Origin of the sequence: Roseibium alexandrii DFL-11 (genome assembly GCF_000158095.2) — a bacterium.
Taxonomy (GTDB): Bacteria; Pseudomonadota; Alphaproteobacteria; order Rhizobiales; family Stappiaceae; genus Roseibium; species Roseibium alexandrii.
In genome coordinates this window covers 4,521,952-4,539,506 of record NZ_CM011002.1, presented here as the reverse complement: position 1 = coordinate 4,539,506, position 17,555 = coordinate 4,521,952, and the positions used below count along the sequence as shown (strand labels likewise).

The window sequence follows — 17,555 nt, the reverse complement described above, 5'->3', positions numbered from 1 at the left end:
GACACGTCTTTCATCAATTGAACTGCGAATCATCACTGCATTCGTTAAGTTTAACATCGAAGAGACGCAACGCAGCGAGAAAGACGTCGCCGGTCTGGCGACAAGGAGTTTACTGAATGGCACATATGTCACGGCTCATATTATCAATTCTTCCAGCCGCCGCAGTCATTCTGCTTTTGTCTGTCGGACCCAAAATTGCGTTCGCACAAGCCACGACCAACACGCAGACACCTCCCGCCAACACCTACGATCAAGATCAAATCCTGCAAACAGGGCATCAGTTCTTCGGATCTGTATCCGGTGGGTTGGCCTCCGTTTTGGAGAGAGCTTTTGCGAGTTACGGCGAACCAAATGGGTACATTCTTGGGGAAGAAGGCTCTGGTGCATTCGTTGCAGGTGCCCGGTTTGGAGAAGGTCAGCTTTACACCCGCAATGCAGGCAACCATAAAATCTTCTGGCAAGGCCCGTCTATCGGCTTCGACTTTGGAGCGGACGGCGCACGCGTCATGATGCTGATCTATAATCTGCCGAGTATTGACCGGGTTTATGACCGGTTCAGCGGCGTCAATGGGTCCGCCTATCTGGTTGGCGGCGTCGGCATGACAGTCCTTGCAAAAGACTCAGTCTTCGTGGTCCCCATCAAGGCCGGGGTCGGCGCACGCCTCGGGTTGAATCTCGGTTACTTGAAATTCACAAGAGAACCGACTTGGAATCCTTTTTAGTGGCCTGCAAAAACTATCAAGGGCCAGCCTCAACTGGAGCCCAGACTTGGCTATTAAACCGATGTCCTCTAATGATGATGTAACGTCTTGATGCTTTAAACGGCCACCGGGAGCCTGATGTGATAGAAGCGGCGATGTATGTGGCACTAGGGTTTTGCACGGCCGGGCTGATTTGCCTTGCGATCCTGCCAGCTTTCTATCGCCGAGCTGCCAGACTGACAGAAGAGGCTCTGCGGGCTGTCAACCCATCAAGTTACGCTGAAGTCCGTGCTGCGCAAGACCAGGCGCGCGCGCAGCATGCCGTCGATCTGCGCCGCGTTGAACAATCCCTGAACGCCGAGCGGGAAAAGGCTGCGAAGTGGCATGTGGATGCGACACGGCTGAAAACAGAAATGGCTGCGCTGGAGAAAAGCCACGAAGGCGAGATTGCCAACCTCAAAGAAGAACTCTCTGCGAAAGCCTCCGATGAGAAATCAGCTGACATGCTATCTTCGGAAGTCGCACAACTAAAACAAAAACTCGCCGAAGCTGAGAAAACTCTGGCGGAAAGCTGGTCACAGAAACAAGAAACCGGCGAAGACGTGCCCGCAAAAGGCACGCAAGGCGAAGACACTTCCGATTGGCTGCCCGCAACAGACACTATGGCACTTGCGACCATCACGGGGCTGGAAGCTGAAGTTGCGACCTTGAAAGCACGTCTTGCCCGGGCGGAACCGTCCGTTGCCGGTGAACTCGACGCTGAACGAACAGAGACTGCGCGGGCCCGGCTTGCAGACCTAGAGGCCCAACTCGTGGATACTGAGGCGAATTTCATAACCGCTCAGGCGGAAGTGACACGGCTTTCCCTGCAGCTGGACGCAGCCGACATCAAAGACAGCGATCTTCAGAAGCATTTGACCGAGCAGTTGGAAGCGCTGGCGACAGAAAACGCGCAAAGACTTTCTCAGCTAAAAGACAAGGACCGCACGGTCAATCGGCTAACTGGGGAGATTAAGAAGCTTCGGCAGGACCTTTCCGCCACCTCTGCCCTTGCGCAGGTGCGTCAGGATTTCCGGCAACTGGTCGCACAAGTGTCAGCGGACCCGGCCGACAAAAAGAAAGCCGCTGCCAAACCCTCCAGCAAAACAGCCGGCAAATCGGCATCTGTGTCGAATAAAGCTGGTGACATGAAGCCCAAGAGGAGAACGCGCCGCACTGCCGCTGGTGCCGAAAAGCCAAACACAGCGCCTCCACCAACTCCCAAAGCGGCAGAGAGTTCGTCTACCACAGACATCGCCAACGCGGCGGAAGCCCTTGTTAGCCGGATTGTTGCGTCGACCCGAAAAAACAAAGAGTCCTCGAGTGACAACGATCAAGTGCCCCCGGAAAAGACAGATCCGCCGACTGTAAAAAAGCCGAAACAGCGGCGGACCGCCGGAGCTGTCTGACAAAAGCTCTGCTGCGACAGAATACGTCAATTTGTATGCGTTTTGAATTTTTGAACTTACTGCCTACCGGACCGATACCTCATGCTTATTGAACGCCATAACGCCATTCTCGAACTGGCCCGCCAGATGGGTCGTGTCAGCGTGGACGACTTGGCGAAAAGATTCGAAGTCAGTCCACAGACCATCCGAAAAGACTTGAATGAGCTGTGTGAGCGCCGTCTTCTCGCACGCACGCACGGGGGAGCCTTGCTCTCATCTGGTATTGAAAACGTCGGCTATGAAGCAAGGCGCATCATCTCCAGTAAGGAAAAGGCTGACATCGGCTCCAGTGTTGCTGCACTCATTCCCGACAATGCGTCTATTTTCATCAATATCGGCACGACAACTGAGGCGGTCGCACAGGCACTGTTGCAACACCACGGGCTGATGGTGATCACCAACAACCTAAATGTCGCCAGCTTGATGCGGGGTTATTCCCAGATTGAAGTGGTTGTTGCCGGCGGGGTTTTAAGGCATGCGGACGGCGGAATTGTCGGAGAAGCCGCGGTTGATTTCATGCGCCAGTTCAAAGTGGATTTTGCGGTGATAGGCGCATCCGCCATTGATCCGGACGGGTCTTTGCTCGACTACGATTATCGCGAAGTCAAAGTCACCAAAACGATCATGGAAAATGCTCGGCATGTGATCCTGGCGGCGGACAGCACCAAGTTTGAGCGCACCGCGCCCGTCCGGGTTGGCCACCTCTCGCAAGTTACAACGCTGGTAACCGACCGTTGCCCGAGCCCGGAATTCGCGACGATTGCAAAAGACTCAGATACGCAACTTATCGAAACTGAAAACCTGCCGGCCATCTAGAAACGGGCAAGTGGTAAGGCTTTTCGAAACCAGCCACTAGTGACCAGTTTAAAAATAGACCCTAGATATCGAGAGAAAGTTGGCACGCCCAACGGGACTCGAACCCGTGTTTCCGCCGTGAAAGGGCGGCGTCCTAGACCGCTAGACGATGGGCGCGCGGGGCTTGAAAGTTGTTTGTTCCAAGCCGAGGTCCGTGCGTATAAAGGGGGATAGAGCAGGACGCAAGCCCCCTTGGTCATTTTTTTGAAGTCAACCGGTCTATATCCACTACCGGCCTACGAAAACCGTCCGGCCCAATAATTTTCCATCTTGCGGATCAAACCGGAGCAAGGCGGTGGTGGTGCCTTCACGCACGAGAACGAGCATAATCCCTTCTGATATCGTTGCCTGCAGAACTTCGGCATCAGCACCGACATTTAGGGTTTCAACGATTGCGGCCTCAGATGGATCCGCCTCATAAGTGTTGATCTTGTAAAGGATTGCTGCAAAGACAGCGATAAACCCGGCAAACATGATCAGGGACGACCCGAGCAACAGGCGCTTCAGTTTTGCCTGAACGCGTTCGGTCGCAGGATCTAAAGGGGCATCTTCCGGACCTTCATCCCGGAAATCAGGTTGAGACATGACAGACAATTCCCAAGACGATCCGGCCAGCTTTGACGCGGATTTCATTTTAACGGTTGATCCTGAGGACGCCGGGAAGCGGATAGACGCCGTCCTTGCATCGCATTTGGAAACATTGAGCCGGAACAGAATTCAGTCACTGATCAAGGCGGGCGACGTTTCCATCGGAGGCGCGAAAATAGGGGAGCCGAAATACCGGGTCAATGAAGGTGACGAGATTACTTTGCATCTTCCTGAACCGGAGGATCCGGATCCCAAAGGCGAAGACATTCCGCTCAGTGTGGTTTTCGAAGATGCACATGTCATCGTAATCGACAAACCGGCTGGGTTGGTCGTTCACCCCGGCGCCGGCAACTGGACCGGCACACTGGTCAACGCCTTGATCCATCATTGCGGCGACAGCCTGTCGGGAATAGGCGGAGTGAAACGTCCCGGCATTGTTCACCGGATTGATAAAGACACGTCAGGTTTGCTGGTTGTCGCTAAAACAGATCAGGCACATCAAGGGCTCGCAGCACAGTTTGCCGATCATGGCCGGACAGGACCTTTAGAGCGCGCATACTCCGCACTTGTTTGGGGCGCACCTTCCAGCCTCAAGGGTACGATTGATGCCAATCTGGCCCGTTCTCAGGCAAACCGGCAGAAGATGGCGGTTGTGAAAACGAGCGGGCGTCATGCAATTACGCATTGGCAGGTCAAGGAACGTTTCGGCGCCGCGGACCAACCTCCACTTGCCTCGCTCATGGAGTGCAGACTCGAGACAGGCCGAACTCATCAGATCCGGGTCCATATGGCGCATATTGGCCATCCACTGCTTGGCGACGATGATTATGGCTCCGGCTTCAAGACAAAAATCAACCGGTTGGAAGAGCCATTAAAGAGCCTTGTCGGCGGCTTCACCCGGCAAGCTTTGCATGCTGGACTGTTGGCATTTGAACATCCGGTTTCAGGCGAGACGCTGCGCTTTGAAAGCCCATATCCCAATGATTTTGCAAATCTTTTATCCGGATTACAAAAATTTTAGAAAGCCAATTCGCATTGAAGCCATGCAATCGGCTAAATTCAACCTATATCAGTTGTTCGCGTGTGCCGATTGGGCACGCATTGTAACTTGGTTGCCTCAGCCAAACGCCTGCGCTCTGCGGGGCAAAGTGGGAAACCGGGTGATTTCGACGAGAGGGGGTGCATTCAATGGCCCAGAACTTACCGACACTCACTGCAGGGGAAGGCGGACTTAGCCGCTACCTTGATGAGATTCGCAAGTTTCCGATGCTTCAGCCGCAGGAGGAGTACATGCTCGCCAAGCGGTACAAGGAGCACGAAGATCCGGAAGCTGCAGAGCGCCTTGTAAATTCACACCTGCGCCTCGTTGCCAAGATCGCCATGGGTTATCGCGGGTATGGTCTCCCGATTGGCGAGGTCGTATCCGAAGGCAACGTTGGCCTCATGCAAGCTGTTAAACGTTTTGAGCCCGACAAAGGGTTCCGTTTGGCGACCTATGCTATGTGGTGGATCAAGGCTGCCATCCAGGAATACATTCTCCGTTCTTGGTCACTCGTCAAAATGGGGACGACAGCCAACCAAAAACGCCTGTTTTTCAATCTGCGCCGCCTGAAGGGCAAGATACAAGCGCTGGAAGAGGGCGATCTGAAGCCGCACCAGGTACAGGAAATCGCAACCCGTCTCGGCGTTTCGGAAGAAGAAGTCGTGTCGATGAACCGCCGCCTCGGCGGCGACGCAAGCCTGAACGCACCGATCCGGGCGGAAGCAGATGCTGGCGAATGGCAGGATTGGCTCGTCGACGAAAGCGATAGCCAGGAAACCTTGCTTGCCAATCAGGAAGAACTCGACATGCGTCGCAAAATGCTCAGCGACGCGATGGACGTTCTAAATGATCGGGAACGCCGGATTTTCGAGGCCCGCCGCCTGTCGGAGGACCCAATGACGCTGGAAGATCTTTCCGGAGAGTTTGGTGTCAGCCGGGAGCGCGTGCGGCAAATCGAGGTCCGTGCTTTTGAAAAGGTTCAAAAAGCGGTCCGGAACAGTGCTCGCACGCTTGACCAACAACCAGCCGCGTAAGCGTCTGGAACATAGATTTACTGAAACGCCGGGCAAAACGCCCGGCGTTTTTTGTCTGCGGGTCCGTCTGAGCTTGCTCCTTGGCGCCTTACCACCCTAGGGTCAGACCACTGCTGGTTAGTTTCAAGACATCAGGCACCAATGGCGTTTCGGATAGACCCTTTTTTTTCACGGCGCGGTTTTGTTGCGCTCACCGCAACCATCGTCCTGATTCTCATGACCGGGCTTCGGATTGCCAATCCGGACTTTCTCGTTGCTGTTCGGGAGCTCACATTCGATTACTATCAACGTTTCAGTCCGCGCGAGTATATGCCCGCCCCAGTTCGGATCGTTGACATTGACGAGACCTCCATCACCGAAATCGGGCAATGGCCGTGGCCACGCACCAAAGTTGCCGAGCTGGTTGAAATCCTGACTCAAATGGGCGCAGCCGCCATTGCATTCGACGTTGTTTTCGCTGAACCGGATCGAACGTCGCCAACACAAATCCGTGCGTCCCTTCCCCCCGAGACGCCAGCGAGTGTTCAGGAAGCTTTGCAACAGCTGCCGGACAATGATGAACGTTTCGCCGCGACAATAGCCAGCGCACCGGTTGTTCTCGGCTTCGCGATCTCGGATCAGTTAACCGGCCGAACGCCTCTGAAAAAAGCCGGCATTGCCTATGGGGGAGCAGATCCTGTTACGATCCTGCCGCCCTTCCCAGCCGCAGTCCCCAGCCTCGACGCACTTCAACAAACAGCGAGCGGAATTGGATCGATTTCTGTTTCCCTCGATGATCGCGATGGCGTCATCCGCCGCATTCCGTTGATTACGAGCGACGGGACCAACGTTTATCCCGGCCTGATCACAGAGGCCCTTCGGGTGGCCCAGGGAGCAAGCGGCTTGATAGTCCGAACGACCAGTGCCAGCGGCGAAGTGGACAGCGGTACTCCGGCAATAACAGACGTAAAGATCGGCACCTTTGAAGTTCCCACAACAGCTGCAGGGGAGATGTGGATCCATTACACACCGGACAGATCAGATCGATATGTCCGCGCGATGGATTTTTATGAACAAGAGAAACACGGCGAACTTGCACCGTTGATCGAAGGGCAAATTGTACTGGTCGGCACGTCTGCAGCAGGCTTACGAGATATCCGCGCAACTGCGATCGGCGAACTGGTTCCTGGTGTGGCAGTGCATGCTCAGGCACTAGAGCAAATCATCAGCGGTCAGTTTCTGACCCGGCCAGACTGGGCGAGTGGTCTGGAGACACTCACGACATTTTTGATCGGTGCGGTCTTCATTCTCATGTTGCCCATTATCGGCAGCCTGGGAACAGCCCTGCTTGGCGGCATAGTCGCTGCGGTGCTGATTGGCGGTTCTTTCTACTTCTTTTTGGAGAAAGGCCTTCTCATCGACCCGATATACCCAAGTCTGTCGGTGTTTCTTGTCTTCGCAGCAGCAACGGTCATGCTCTATTTTCTGACCGAGCGTGAAAAACGCTTCGTCCGGCAGGCATTCAGCCAGTACCTTTCTCCGGATCTCGTGACACAGCTGGAAAAAGCGCCGGAGCAACTGACATTGGGCGGTGAGATACGGCCAATGACTATCCTTTTCATGGACATTCGCGGTTTCACGCCAATCTCCGAGCAACTGACGCCGACAGAGCTCGTCACCTTCCTCAATACACTACTTTCTCCGTTGTCCGATGCCATCCAGGCCGAAGGAGGAACGATCGACAAGTACATCGGTGACAGCATCATGGCGTTCTGGAATGCGCCGATACCCGTGCCAGACCACGCGGAAAAAGCCGGCCGGGCCAGTCTCGCCATGCTGAGGATTGTCGATGAACTGAACGAGAAAGACGCATTCGGTTTCAAGGCGCGCGGATTGAAAGCACAGACAGTTCAGATCGGCATAGGTCTGAACAGCGGCGATGCCTGCGTTGGCAACATGGGCTCAGAGCACCGGTTCAATTATTCGGTGATCGGCGATTCGGTAAACGTGGCATCAAGAATTGAATCAAGTTGCAAGGCAGTTGGCGCAGATCTCCTCGTCTCGGAAGAGACAAGAAATCAAGCTCCGGAGCTGGCCTACCTGGAAGCCGGCGAGATTTCACTCAAGGGCAAAAGTGAAACCGTCACACTGTTTGCGCTGATCGGCGACGAGGACTACGCAAAATCCGAGGACTTTCAGAAGCTATCTCAAACTCACGATGCACTTTTAAGTGCGATCGAAGCAGGCAATGCAAAAGCCGCACATGGTGCTCTCACCGCATCCCAGCAATCCGCAGCACGGCTCAGCAGCTTTTACGCCCCGTTTGCCGCTCGGATTGCGGACCTCCCCTTGGCGCAAAATGAAAGCAGCGCGGCATCCTGAGACACCGCGCTGCCGATTTCCGAGTGGTCCGTGGTGATCAGCGGATCTCGACCGCATAGGTATCGACAGGAACCACTTTAGAAATCAGGTCATTTTCAGCCATGAACTCAGCAAAACGCTGATAGCGGCCTTCATCGAGGGCTGCAGGGCGTTTTGCGAAACGCGGGAGCGTATCGGCCCAGGCGCGTTTGTTCAGCTCGTCATTCAGGTTCGGGTAGGCTTCGATAAACGCATTCCAAGCCTCGTCCGGATGGTTCGTAAGGAAAATCGTGGCCGCTTCGATGGCTGCCATGAATTTTGCGTAGCGCGGATCATCCGTCTTGTCCTTGTGAACAACGTAAATCAGCTCGTCAAAAATCGGCACACCGTTCTCTTCCGGATAGAACGCCTTGCCTTCCTTGCCTTCAATCTCAATCTGAGTGAGTTCGAAATTCCGGTAAGCACCGATGACCGCATCGACTTGACCGGACATCAGCGACGGTGACAGAGCAAAGTTGACGTTGATCAGCTCGACATCGTCGACACTGAGGTCGACGGACCGCAGCATCTGGCCGAGCATGGCGTCTTCAAACCCGGACACCGAGAATCCAATCTTTTTCCCCTTAAGGTCTTTCAACTCCTTGATCGGACCGTCTTTGAGAACGATCAGGGAATTCAATGGTGTCTCTACGAGCGTACCGATCCACTTGAGCGGAAGTCCTTCCTCGATCTGGGCGTGTAAGGTCGGCTGATAGGAAATGGCAATGTCCGCCTGGCCCGCTGCAACCAGTTTCGGCGGCATCGCGGGGTCGGCGGGTTCTATCAATTCGACATCCAGACCTTCCGCCTCAAAGAACCCCATTGCTTGAGCGGTGATCAGCGGCGCGTGGTCGGGATTGGTGAACCAATCCATCAGGACCGTTAGCTTTTCGGCAGCCTGCACAGGTGCTGACGCAAAAAGAGTGGCTGCGAAAGCGGCAGAGAGCAGTGTTTTTTTCATTCAATCCTCCAAGGAAAAGCAGGTCAGTCTTCAACCTGCCAAGGAACAAGAAACCGGGTGAAATGGTCTACAGCGAACCGCAATAACAGAACCATGAGAGCAAGCAGGATCAGCGCGGCAAACATCACATCGGTCTGCATCCGCGCGTTGCTTTGAAGCATGATGAAAGCGAGCCCGCCCTTCGCGCCGACCCACTCTCCGACAATCGCGCCGATTGGCGCAAAAACAGCAGCGATCCTCAAGCCAGAGGCCAAGGCAGGCATGGCAGACGGCAGCCGGAACACCCAGAGTTCCTTGAGGCGAGACACACGATAAAGGCGGCTGAGGTCAGAAAGCCCGGGATCAAGGCGGCGCAGCCCATCATAGAACGTGGAGGTCACGGCAAAGAAGATCACCAAAACCGCCATGACAATTTTGGAGGCAAGGCCAAATCCGAGCCACAGAACGAGGATCGGCGCGATTGCAAAAACGGGCAAGGCCTGGGTAACGAGGATCGTCGGCATGATCGCCCGTTTGGCAACGGGAAACACCCAAATCAGGATCGCCAAAAGGCACCCTGCAGCGACCCCAAAGACGAATCCGAGAAGTGTCTCGGAAAAGGTAATGCTTGCATGGTGCAGGAGAAACAGGCCCTGGTTCTGAAACGCAACAAAAACACGCTCAGGACCAGGCAGCATATACGGTGGGATTTCAAAGAAATGGACCAAGGCCGCCCAGATAAGAACGGCAACCGCCACACCCGCACAGCGTTTTAGTAGAAAACCCAAAACCCTCATAATCTGCCGCTCCTGCACAGAAGGGCATATGGATATTTGGTTTTATAGACGGCACACAGCTGATGTGCAGCGTGTGCCCGGCGCATAAGCGCATAAGCAGACATAAGGATCTCCTGCCTTCGGCAAAGCCGAAAATGACACTGGAGATCCGGGAAGAGGCTAAGGTTTCCGTCCCTTCGCCGGCATGACCCGGATCAGGTTCTAAGGGTTCGGCGCGTTGCCATCTCAGTTCCGGAAACCGGAACACCCCTCGGACCAAGCGGGACAATGCCCCGCCAATTTACAAATTGCAAGAGAAACTGCCGACCACCGGCTAAAACGCAAGATGGCTGGATGTGTTTAGCCGGCTTGCCAGGCAGAGACTGCCTTTTCAACGGCATCTTCGCCGATCGGGCCCTTCTCGAGTGTGAGAATGCCGCGTTTGCCATTCTCATAAAGCATCGGGATGTCGATCCACCCGCGCTCACGCAGAAGGGCCAAATTGCGTTGTTGCTCATTGGGCAAGCTGGAAAGGGCGATCCAGAAGAAGCCAGGAGAGACCTTGACGGAAGCCCCGATCAACGCATCGCCGCGCGCTTCCTCGGTCGGCTTCATGACCAAGCCAGGAACGTTAACGATATCGCCACCGGAAAACCCTTCTGGTAGCTCATATTTGATTTCAACCAGGTGGCTTGCCGGAAGGGACGTATCATCGTTGGGCTTGATGCGGATATCGACTTTGATATCCCGCTCAGGAATTTCGACGGCAGCGGAAAGAACAGACTGCGCTTCACCGCCAAGATCGGTCTCTTCGCCAAGTGTCCAGATGACGGCACCTTGAGCCGCGGTGCCGGTTGAGCTGGCATCTGCCCCTTCCTCATAAAGGATGGAACGTTGCGCACCGGAAGCAGGCACCTGAGCTGCCGGGGCCGGTTCGGTTTGCTCTGGGCTCACTGCTGCTAGACTGTCCGGCTGAACGCCCTGGCTTACACCGGCACCGTCCGTTGCCGGAGTATCGACATCGGCGGGCGGAGTGCTTTCCACATTCGTCACGATCGACGGCTGAGCAACAGTCCCCGGCGCGGTGTCTTGCGGGTTGATGGTCGTAGTTGTCACTGCGCGCGCATCAGGTGCAACCACATTTGCATCGGTCTCATTCAAAAGACGATCGGTGTTCTTGCTCGCATCGTCTGCATCTTCCGAGGATGCGGACACGGTGTCTTCGACGGGTGCCGCTGGTTCCGTAACAGCCGTTTTTTCCGGCTCTTGTGAAACCGCCGGTGCGGCGTCGGTGAAAGTTTCCTCAGACGGCGCAGACAAGAAGAAATAGGCGGCGGCCCCAAGCACCAGGACGGCAACCACGGCAGCAGCTGCAATCGGCACTGTCCGGCTTTTTTCTTCCGAACTTCGGAGTGCTGCAGAAGCAGACGATCTTGAACGGCTGGCGCGGGGCGTTACTGGAGCGTCCGTTAAACCCGCTGTGCTGGTCTGCGGTTGAACCACTTCATCTTCAAAGAGAGGTTCTGTTTGAGACACTTGATCATCCGAGACCGGACCCGGTTCGACTGAAACAGGGTCATAGCCCGGATGTGTCTCAGGTGAGGATATTGGGCCTTCCGGCTCCGTCAGACTTGAACCAGCCGTACCTGACAGAGTCGAGGCTTGAGGCTGGCTTTCATATGAGGCGTCGGACGAAGGAACACTTACAGGCTCTTCGGCTGGATAGGCAGACGGCTCCGGAGATGTCACCGGCGGTGCTGGTGGAGCCGAAGTCTCAACTGGAGAAGTTGTGGCGGCTGCCGGGACCGACGGCGCGGGCTCCGGCTCGCGAACCGGCGGTGCAGCTGGTGTGGCAGGCGCCTGCGGTGCGGATGGCTGCAATCCCAGGCTTTCTCGAGCGGCTTCCGCCTCGACCTTCCGGATTGCCTCTTCCAGGCGAAGTTGCTCTGCCGTGATTTCCGATGGCGACAGCGGCGGCTCGTAGGCCTTGAGCTGATTCACGATGGCATTACGCGCACGGCTGTAAACGCTTCGCCGCGCTGCACCGTTGCTTTCGGGCAAGGACGCGATCGTTTTCTTTAATATCGAATAGTAATCAGCCATCTTCCTGCCTACCGGCCAACTGCACTCCTGCGTCTCCTGGATCAGATTCGCGACTTCTTCGTGACTTGTACCAAGTTTTCGAAGAGATTTTCGCCTACCAGATCGCGCGAGACGCGCACAATTGTCGTTCCATTTTGCTTTTGATGCCGGAGATCCCGGACTTCAAAAGCTGTCGAGTGCGTAGCGATTCGCAACGCACTCTAAGCATCTTTAATATTGTCTTGTTTACGTCAATTCGCTCAGTCTTGGAAAGGATTCTGCACAAGAATTGTGTCATCACGTTCCGGACTGGTCGATAAGATCGCTACCGGTGCACCGATCAGCTCTTCAACATGCCGTACATATTTGATCGCTTGCGCCGGAAGTTCAGCCCAGGTGCGCGCACCTTCAGTGGATTCTTTCCAACCCGGCATGCTCTCATAGATCGGCTTGACCCGTTCCTGTGCGCCTTGCGACGCTGGAAGATAGTCGAGGCGCTCGCCGTCGAGTTCGTAGCCAACGCAGATCTTGATTTCCTCAAGACCATCCAGAACATCAAGCTTGGTCAGTGCGATACCATTGATACCGGACGTACAAACGGTCTGACGCACAAGAACCGCATCGAACCAGCCGCAGCGGCGGCGGCGGCCGGTCACCGTGCCGAACTCATGACCACGCGTCCCAAGAAACTCACCAACCTCGTTTTGTTGCTCGGTCGGGAAAGGCCCCTCACCCACACGCGTGGTGTAAGCCTTCGTAATCCCAAGGACATAGTCGACGGAACCTGGCCCGAGACCGCAACCTGTCGCGGCCTGTCCGGCAACAGTGTTGGAAGATGTCACGAACGGGTATGTACCATGATCGATGTCGAGAAGAGCCCCTTGAGCCCCTTCGAAGAGAATCCGTTTGCCTTGTCGGCGTTGCTCGTCGAGCAAGTACCAGACCTTATCCATGTAAGGCAGAACCTGATCTGCGACACTGGACAGCTCTTCGAAAATGGCGTCCGCTGAGACTTCGTCCTGCCCCAGACCCCGGCGCAAAGCATTGTGGTGGGTCAGAAGCCGGTCGATTTTCGCCGGAAGCGTTGTAAGGTTTTTCAGATCCATCAAACGGATCGCACGGCGGCCAACCTTATCTTCATATGCCGGACCGATACCGCGCTTTGTTGTGCCGATCTTGGTGCCGGTGTTGGAATTTTCGCGAAGCGCGTCCAGTTCCCGGTGCAAAGACAGGATCAAGGTTGCGTTTTCAGCCACCCGCAGGCTTTCAGGCGTAACAACAACGCCTTGCTCGCCGAGCCGCTTGACCTCTTCGGCCAACGCATGGGGATCCAGCACCACACCATTGCCGATCACAGACAGTTTGCCTGGACGAGCCACACCGGATGGCAGCAAGGAGAGCTTGTAGCTCACACCGTCAATGACGAGTGTATGTCCAGCGTTGTGTCCGCCCTGGAACCTTACAATGACATCGGCTTGTTCCGACAACCAGTCGACAATCTTGCCTTTGCCTTCGTCACCCCATTGCGAACCGACAACAACCACATTCGCCATCTAGCTTTTGCTCTCCTAAAGCAGGTTCGTGACGTCCTTGACGCCAACACAACAAGCCCCGGACAAGTCCCCGGGGCAAACGGCGCGGACTATAGACAGGATTGGTTGGCCGCGCGAGTCTTCCCGGCCATTTAATTGAAGAATTGCGCAAGCTACCGATCAAACTCTCCTCAATTCCGGTGCTTGTTCATTTTATCGCTGCGCAAGACAAGCCTGCGCATCCAACATTCGCTCGGTTTTCGGGTGTCGGGAACCGAAAACACATGGTACCCGGTAGACATTCACCTGGTTGGAGCTCCCTCATGAAATTGCAGCATTGGATCTTGCTGATTTGTCTCGGCGCGATTTGGGGAGGATCGTTTATCTTTGCCAAGGTTGCGGTTGCCGAGATCCCTGCGTTGACCCTGGTGTTTTTCCGCGTCGCATCCGCCTGTCTCGCGCTTTGGCTTGTGCTCTGGGCCCAAGGCACTTTGGAGCAGTTTCCCTTAAAGATGGCGGCCTCGTTTCTGGCTATGGGCCTCTTGAACAACGTTATCCCGTTTTCACTGCTCTTTGCCGGACAGACTGTGATCGGGGCGGGTCTTGCGTCTATCCTAAACGCGACGACACCGGTCTTCACGGTTTTGGTAGCCGGTGTCCTGTTCCGCCAGGAAACTCTCGGCATTCACAAGATTGCCGGTATTGCTCTCGGAATCGCCGGCGTCGCAACGATGCTCTCCGGCAGCTTGTCCGGCATAGTCTCAGACCCTTTGTGGGCTCAGGCGGCATGTCTGGGAGCAGCGCTATCCTATGCCTTTGCAGCGACCTTTGCCAAACGCTTCAAAGGCCTCCCGCCCCTGATCTCGGCAACCGGTCAATTGTCCGGATCAACCCTGATCATGGCCCCGATCGCTCTGTTCGCATCCCGTTCTTGGAGCGTAGCGGATCCAAGCGTCATTGCCTGGCTCAACGTTCTCGCCCTCGGGATCTTCGCGACTGCACTTGCTTACCTGATGTACTTCCGGCTTCTTGCAGAAGCGGGAGCAACCAACGCTTCACTGGTCACGCTACTGGTGCCCGCCAGCGCCTTGTTTTTTGGATGGCTTTTATTGGGTGAAGAATTGTCGGCGATTCAACTGGCCGGCTTCGCACTCTTGTTAAGTGGGTTGGTCGTTCTTGATGGGCGGCTCTTCGCCCGTTTCAAACCAGTATCCACATCAGCAAAATAGCGAGCGCCCGGCTGACATCTCATCCGGGCGCTATTGGTGTCAAAAGCGAAGCGGCTTGACTTGCTTCACATGGGAGACCGTCTCCAAGCGGGCCATGACCTCTTTTGAGACCGGGGCATCCACTTCAACAAGACATATCGCTTCCTCTCCTGGCGCTGTCCGGCCGAGGTTGAAGGTCGCAATATTTACCTCGTTGTTACCCAGTTCCATTCCAAGGTGGCCGATAAAGCCCGGTTTGTCTTCATTGGTGATGTAAAGCATGTGCTCGCCGAGCTCAGCTTCCATATTGATGCCCTTCACCTGGATGATCCGGGGCTTCCCGTCAGCGAACACCGTCCCGGCGACGGAGCGGCTTTGGCGCTCCGTTTCCACAGTCAGGCGGATGTAGGTCTCATACGCCCCCTGTTTGTCGCGCCGGACCTCTTCGATCTGCATGCCCCTTTCCTTCGCCAGGATGGGTGCAGAGACCATGTTGACGGTCTGTAAAAGCGGCGTCAGCAAACCAGTGAGTGCAGCCGACGTCAGTGCCTGAACGTTCATGTCGGCAACTGCACCGGCATATTCCAGGCGAACGCGCTCAATCCCGGTTTCAGTAAGCTGTCCGGCAAAAGACCCCAACTGCTCAGCCAACCGGACAAAAGGCGCCAGTTTCGGCGCCTCTTCTGCCGTAATTGACGGCATGTTGAGCGCATTCCGGACGGCACCGCTCAAAAGGTAATCACACATTTGCTCGGCAACCTGCAGAGCAACGTTCTCTTGGGCTTCCTCCGTTGAGGCTCCAAGATGCGGTGTGGACACGAAGGTCGGCGCGCCGAAAAGCACATTTTCCTTGGCCGGTTCATCGACAAAGACGTCGAAAGCAGCGCCCGCAAGTTTCCCGCTATCAAGCGCATCACGGACGGCCTGTTCATCAGCAAGACCGCCGCGGGCACAGTTGATGAGGTAGGCCCCGTCCCGCATTTGAGCGATCGCGGCAGCATCAATGGTGTTCCGCGTCTTGTCAGTCAGCGGTGTGTGCAACGTGATGAAGTCCGACCGAGAGAGAAGCCCATCCAACTCCACCTTCTCGACGCCGAGCGCCAGTGCCCGTTCCGGCGTCAGGAAAGGGTCAAAGGCAATCACCTTCATCTTGAGACCGATACCCCGCTCGGCAACGATCGATCCGATGTTTCCGCAGCCGATCAGGCCCAAGGTTTTGCCGGTGATCTCGCGGCCCATGAACCGGGACTTTTCCCATTTGCCGGCCTGGGTCGACGCATCAGCGGCCGGTATTTGACGGGCCACCGCCATCATCATGGATATCGCATGTTCGGCCGTCGTAATGGCATTGCCGAAAGGCGTGTTCATCACGATGATGCCACGTGCCGTGGCCTTGGGAATGTCAACATTGTCGACGCCAATCCCTGCACGGCCGACAACCTTCAGGTTGTCCGCTGCAGCGATGATCTTTTCCGTCACCTTCGTAGCAGAGCGGATTGCCAGGCCATCATACTGACCGATGATCTCGCGCAGCTTTTCCTTGTCCTTGCCAACATCGGGCAGGAAATCCGCCTCCACACCGCGATCCTTGAAGATCTGTACGGCAGCTGGAGACAACTTGTCAGAAATCAATACTTTCGGGGCCATATGAGCCTCTCCTTGACATCAATACCTGTCCGGGCAGCGTACCACCCGGCATTGGACTTAGTTGTTCAAAGAACAGGCTCAGGCGGCCTGAGCGTGTTTCGCTTTTTCGGTTTGGAAGGCCCAGTCCAGCCAGGACGTCAGCGCTTTCAGATCACTGGCCTCAACGGTTGCACCTGCCCAGATCCGAAGGCCGGATGGTGCATCCCGGTAAGCGCCGATGTCATAAGCAACGCCTTCACTGTCGAGCATGGAAACCATGCCCTTCGCGAAAGCGGCCTGGTGCTCATCGGACAGCGCCAGAATGTCCGGATCAACCACAGTCAGACAGACAGATGTGTTGGACCGGGTCACAGGATCCTTCGGCAAGAAATCAACCCAGGAGGTCTGGTCAACCCAATCAGCCAGAACCTCAAGGTTGCCGTCAGCGCGCGCCACAAGACCGGCCAAACCACCCAGATCTTCCGCCCACTTCAGGGCATCGAGATAGTCTTCAACGCACAGCATGGACGGCGTGTTGATCGTCTCGCCGCGGAAAATCCCTTCAATCAGCTTCCCGCCTTTGGTCAGGCGGAAAATCTTCGGCAAGGGCCAAGCCGGAGAATAAGTTTCAAGGCGTTCGACAGCGCGCGGGCTGAGGATCAGCATGCCATGTGCGGCTTCACCGCCAAGCACCTTTTGCCAGGAAAACGTCACCACATCGAGCTTGGCAAAGTCCAGCTCCTGCGCGAATGCGGCCGAAGTCGCATCGCAGATTGTCAAACCTTCACGGTTCGCTGGAATCCAGTCTCCGTCCGGCACACGGACGCCGGATGTGGTCCCATTCCATGTGAAGACGACATCATTCGAAAAGTCGACCGTCGAAAGGTCCGGCAGCTCGCCATAAGGCGCTTCTATCTTGCGGACATTTTCCAGCTTCAGCTGTTTGACCACATCGGTCACCCAACCAGATCCGAAGCTTTCCCAGGCAAGCATGTCGACGCCCCGGGCACCGAGCAGCGACCACATGGCCATTTCAACTGCGCCGGTATCGGAAGCCGGAACGATGCCAATGCGGTAATCGTCCGGCACGTTCAGCACCTTGCGTGTCAGCTCAATGGCTTCCGCAAGTTTGGCCTTGCCCGGCTTGGCGCGGTGCGACCGTCCAAGCGGCGCATCGGAAAGCGCTTCCAGCGACCAGCCGGGACGCTTGGAACAGGGACCAGAAGAAAAATTAGGATTGGCCGGACGCACGTCCGGCTTGGAGATTACTATGCTCATTTCAAGTCTACCCTCACAGATAGGAGC

The 17,555-nt window shown here is 55.8% G+C and carries 14 protein-coding genes, 1 tRNA gene and 1 riboswitch; of the genes, 7 read left to right on the top strand and 8 right to left on the bottom strand.

Features of this window, described 5'->3' with window-relative positions:
* Window positions 1-116: 116 nt before the first annotated feature.
* From SADFL11_RS21060 to SADFL11_RS21050, 3 genes are all read left to right on the top strand, one after another.
* Window positions 117-722 carry a DUF1134 domain-containing protein gene (locus SADFL11_RS21060; RefSeq protein WP_008192942.1) on the top strand — a complete coding sequence of 202 codons (606 nt, stop codon included), beginning with the start codon at window positions 117-119 and terminating at the stop codon, window positions 720-722.
* A 119-nt stretch (window positions 723-841) separates the two neighbouring features.
* Window positions 842-2,149, top strand: a complete 1,308-nt coding sequence (locus tag SADFL11_RS21055) for a coiled-coil domain-containing protein (protein WP_134853102.1) — start codon at window positions 842-844, stop codon at window positions 2,147-2,149.
* 81 nt (window positions 2,150-2,230) lie between these two features.
* Window positions 2,231-3,004: a DeoR/GlpR family DNA-binding transcription regulator gene (locus SADFL11_RS21050; RefSeq protein ID WP_008194524.1), complete on the top strand. Its 774-nt coding sequence runs from the start codon at window positions 2,231-2,233 to the stop codon at window positions 3,002-3,004.
* A gap of 80 nt (window positions 3,005-3,084) precedes the next feature.
* Here the strand turns inward: SADFL11_RS21050 and SADFL11_RS21045 are convergent.
* A tRNA-Glu gene (locus SADFL11_RS21045) sits at window positions 3,085-3,160 on the bottom strand.
* A gap of 111 nt (window positions 3,161-3,271) precedes the next feature.
* Window positions 3,272-3,628 carry a hypothetical protein gene (locus SADFL11_RS21040; protein WP_040451014.1) on the bottom strand — a complete coding sequence of 119 codons (357 nt, stop codon included), beginning with the start codon at window positions 3,626-3,628 and terminating at the stop codon, window positions 3,272-3,274.
* On the opposite strand from SADFL11_RS21040, the gene SADFL11_RS21035 reads away from it, so the two are divergent.
* The 3 genes from SADFL11_RS21035 to SADFL11_RS21025 all read left to right on the top strand — a co-directional run bounded on the left by SADFL11_RS21035 (window position 3,627) and on the right by SADFL11_RS21025 (window position 8,068).
* Complete coding sequence (locus tag SADFL11_RS21035) at window positions 3,627-4,652, top strand: RluA family pseudouridine synthase (protein WP_008190028.1); 1,026 nt, start codon at window positions 3,627-3,629, stop codon at window positions 4,650-4,652. The genes SADFL11_RS21040 and SADFL11_RS21035 overlap by 2 nt on opposite strands.
* Before the next feature lie 167 nt (window positions 4,653-4,819).
* On the top strand, window positions 4,820-5,707 hold the full coding sequence (rpoH, locus tag SADFL11_RS21030) for an RNA polymerase sigma factor RpoH (protein ID WP_040451015.1): 888 nt from the start codon (window positions 4,820-4,822) through the stop codon (window positions 5,705-5,707).
* A 141-nt stretch (window positions 5,708-5,848) separates the two neighbouring features.
* A complete protein-coding gene (locus SADFL11_RS21025) occupies window positions 5,849-8,068 on the top strand; it encodes a CHASE2 domain-containing protein (RefSeq protein ID WP_008194773.1) in 2,220 nt (739 codons plus the stop codon).
* Between the two features lie 37 nt (window positions 8,069-8,105).
* Here the strand turns inward: SADFL11_RS21025 and SADFL11_RS21020 are convergent, their stop codons facing one another.
* From SADFL11_RS21020 to SADFL11_RS21005, 4 genes are all read right to left on the bottom strand, one after another.
* Complete coding sequence (locus tag SADFL11_RS21020) at window positions 8,106-9,047, bottom strand: ABC transporter substrate-binding protein (protein WP_008193459.1); 942 nt, start codon at window positions 9,045-9,047, stop codon at window positions 8,106-8,108.
* A gap of 23 nt (window positions 9,048-9,070) precedes the next feature.
* Complete coding sequence (locus SADFL11_RS21015; RefSeq protein WP_040451016.1) at window positions 9,071-9,823, bottom strand: ABC transporter permease; 753 nt, start codon at window positions 9,821-9,823, stop codon at window positions 9,071-9,073.
* 154 nt (window positions 9,824-9,977) lie between these two features.
* Window positions 9,978-10,084: riboswitch (TPP riboswitch) on the bottom strand.
* Between the two features lie 78 nt (window positions 10,085-10,162).
* Window positions 10,163-11,905 (bottom strand): hypothetical protein, encoded by a 1,743-nt coding sequence (locus SADFL11_RS21010; protein WP_008196437.1) that lies wholly within the window; start codon window positions 11,903-11,905, stop codon window positions 10,163-10,165.
* Window positions 11,906-12,144: 239 nt separating this feature from the next.
* The gene (locus tag SADFL11_RS21005) at window positions 12,145-13,437 is read right to left on the bottom strand and encodes an adenylosuccinate synthase (RefSeq protein WP_008190479.1); all 1,293 of its coding nucleotides are present in this window, start codon (window positions 13,435-13,437) and stop codon (window positions 12,145-12,147) included.
* 302 nt (window positions 13,438-13,739) lie between these two features.
* Between SADFL11_RS21005 and SADFL11_RS21000 the strand changes: the two genes are divergently transcribed.
* On the top strand, window positions 13,740-14,645 hold the full coding sequence (locus SADFL11_RS21000) for a DMT family transporter (RefSeq protein ID WP_008188639.1): 906 nt from the start codon (window positions 13,740-13,742) through the stop codon (window positions 14,643-14,645).
* A 39-nt stretch (window positions 14,646-14,684) separates the two neighbouring features.
* On the opposite strand, the gene serA is transcribed toward SADFL11_RS21000, so the two are convergent.
* Window positions 14,685-16,271, bottom strand: a complete 1,587-nt coding sequence (serA, locus tag SADFL11_RS20995) for a phosphoglycerate dehydrogenase (RefSeq protein ID WP_008196533.1) — start codon at window positions 16,269-16,271, stop codon at window positions 14,685-14,687.
* Window positions 16,272-16,349: 78 nt separating this feature from the next.
* A complete protein-coding gene (locus SADFL11_RS20990) occupies window positions 16,350-17,528 on the bottom strand; it encodes a phosphoserine transaminase (protein ID WP_040451017.1) in 1,179 nt (392 codons plus the stop codon).
* Window positions 17,529-17,555 lie beyond the last annotated feature (27 nt).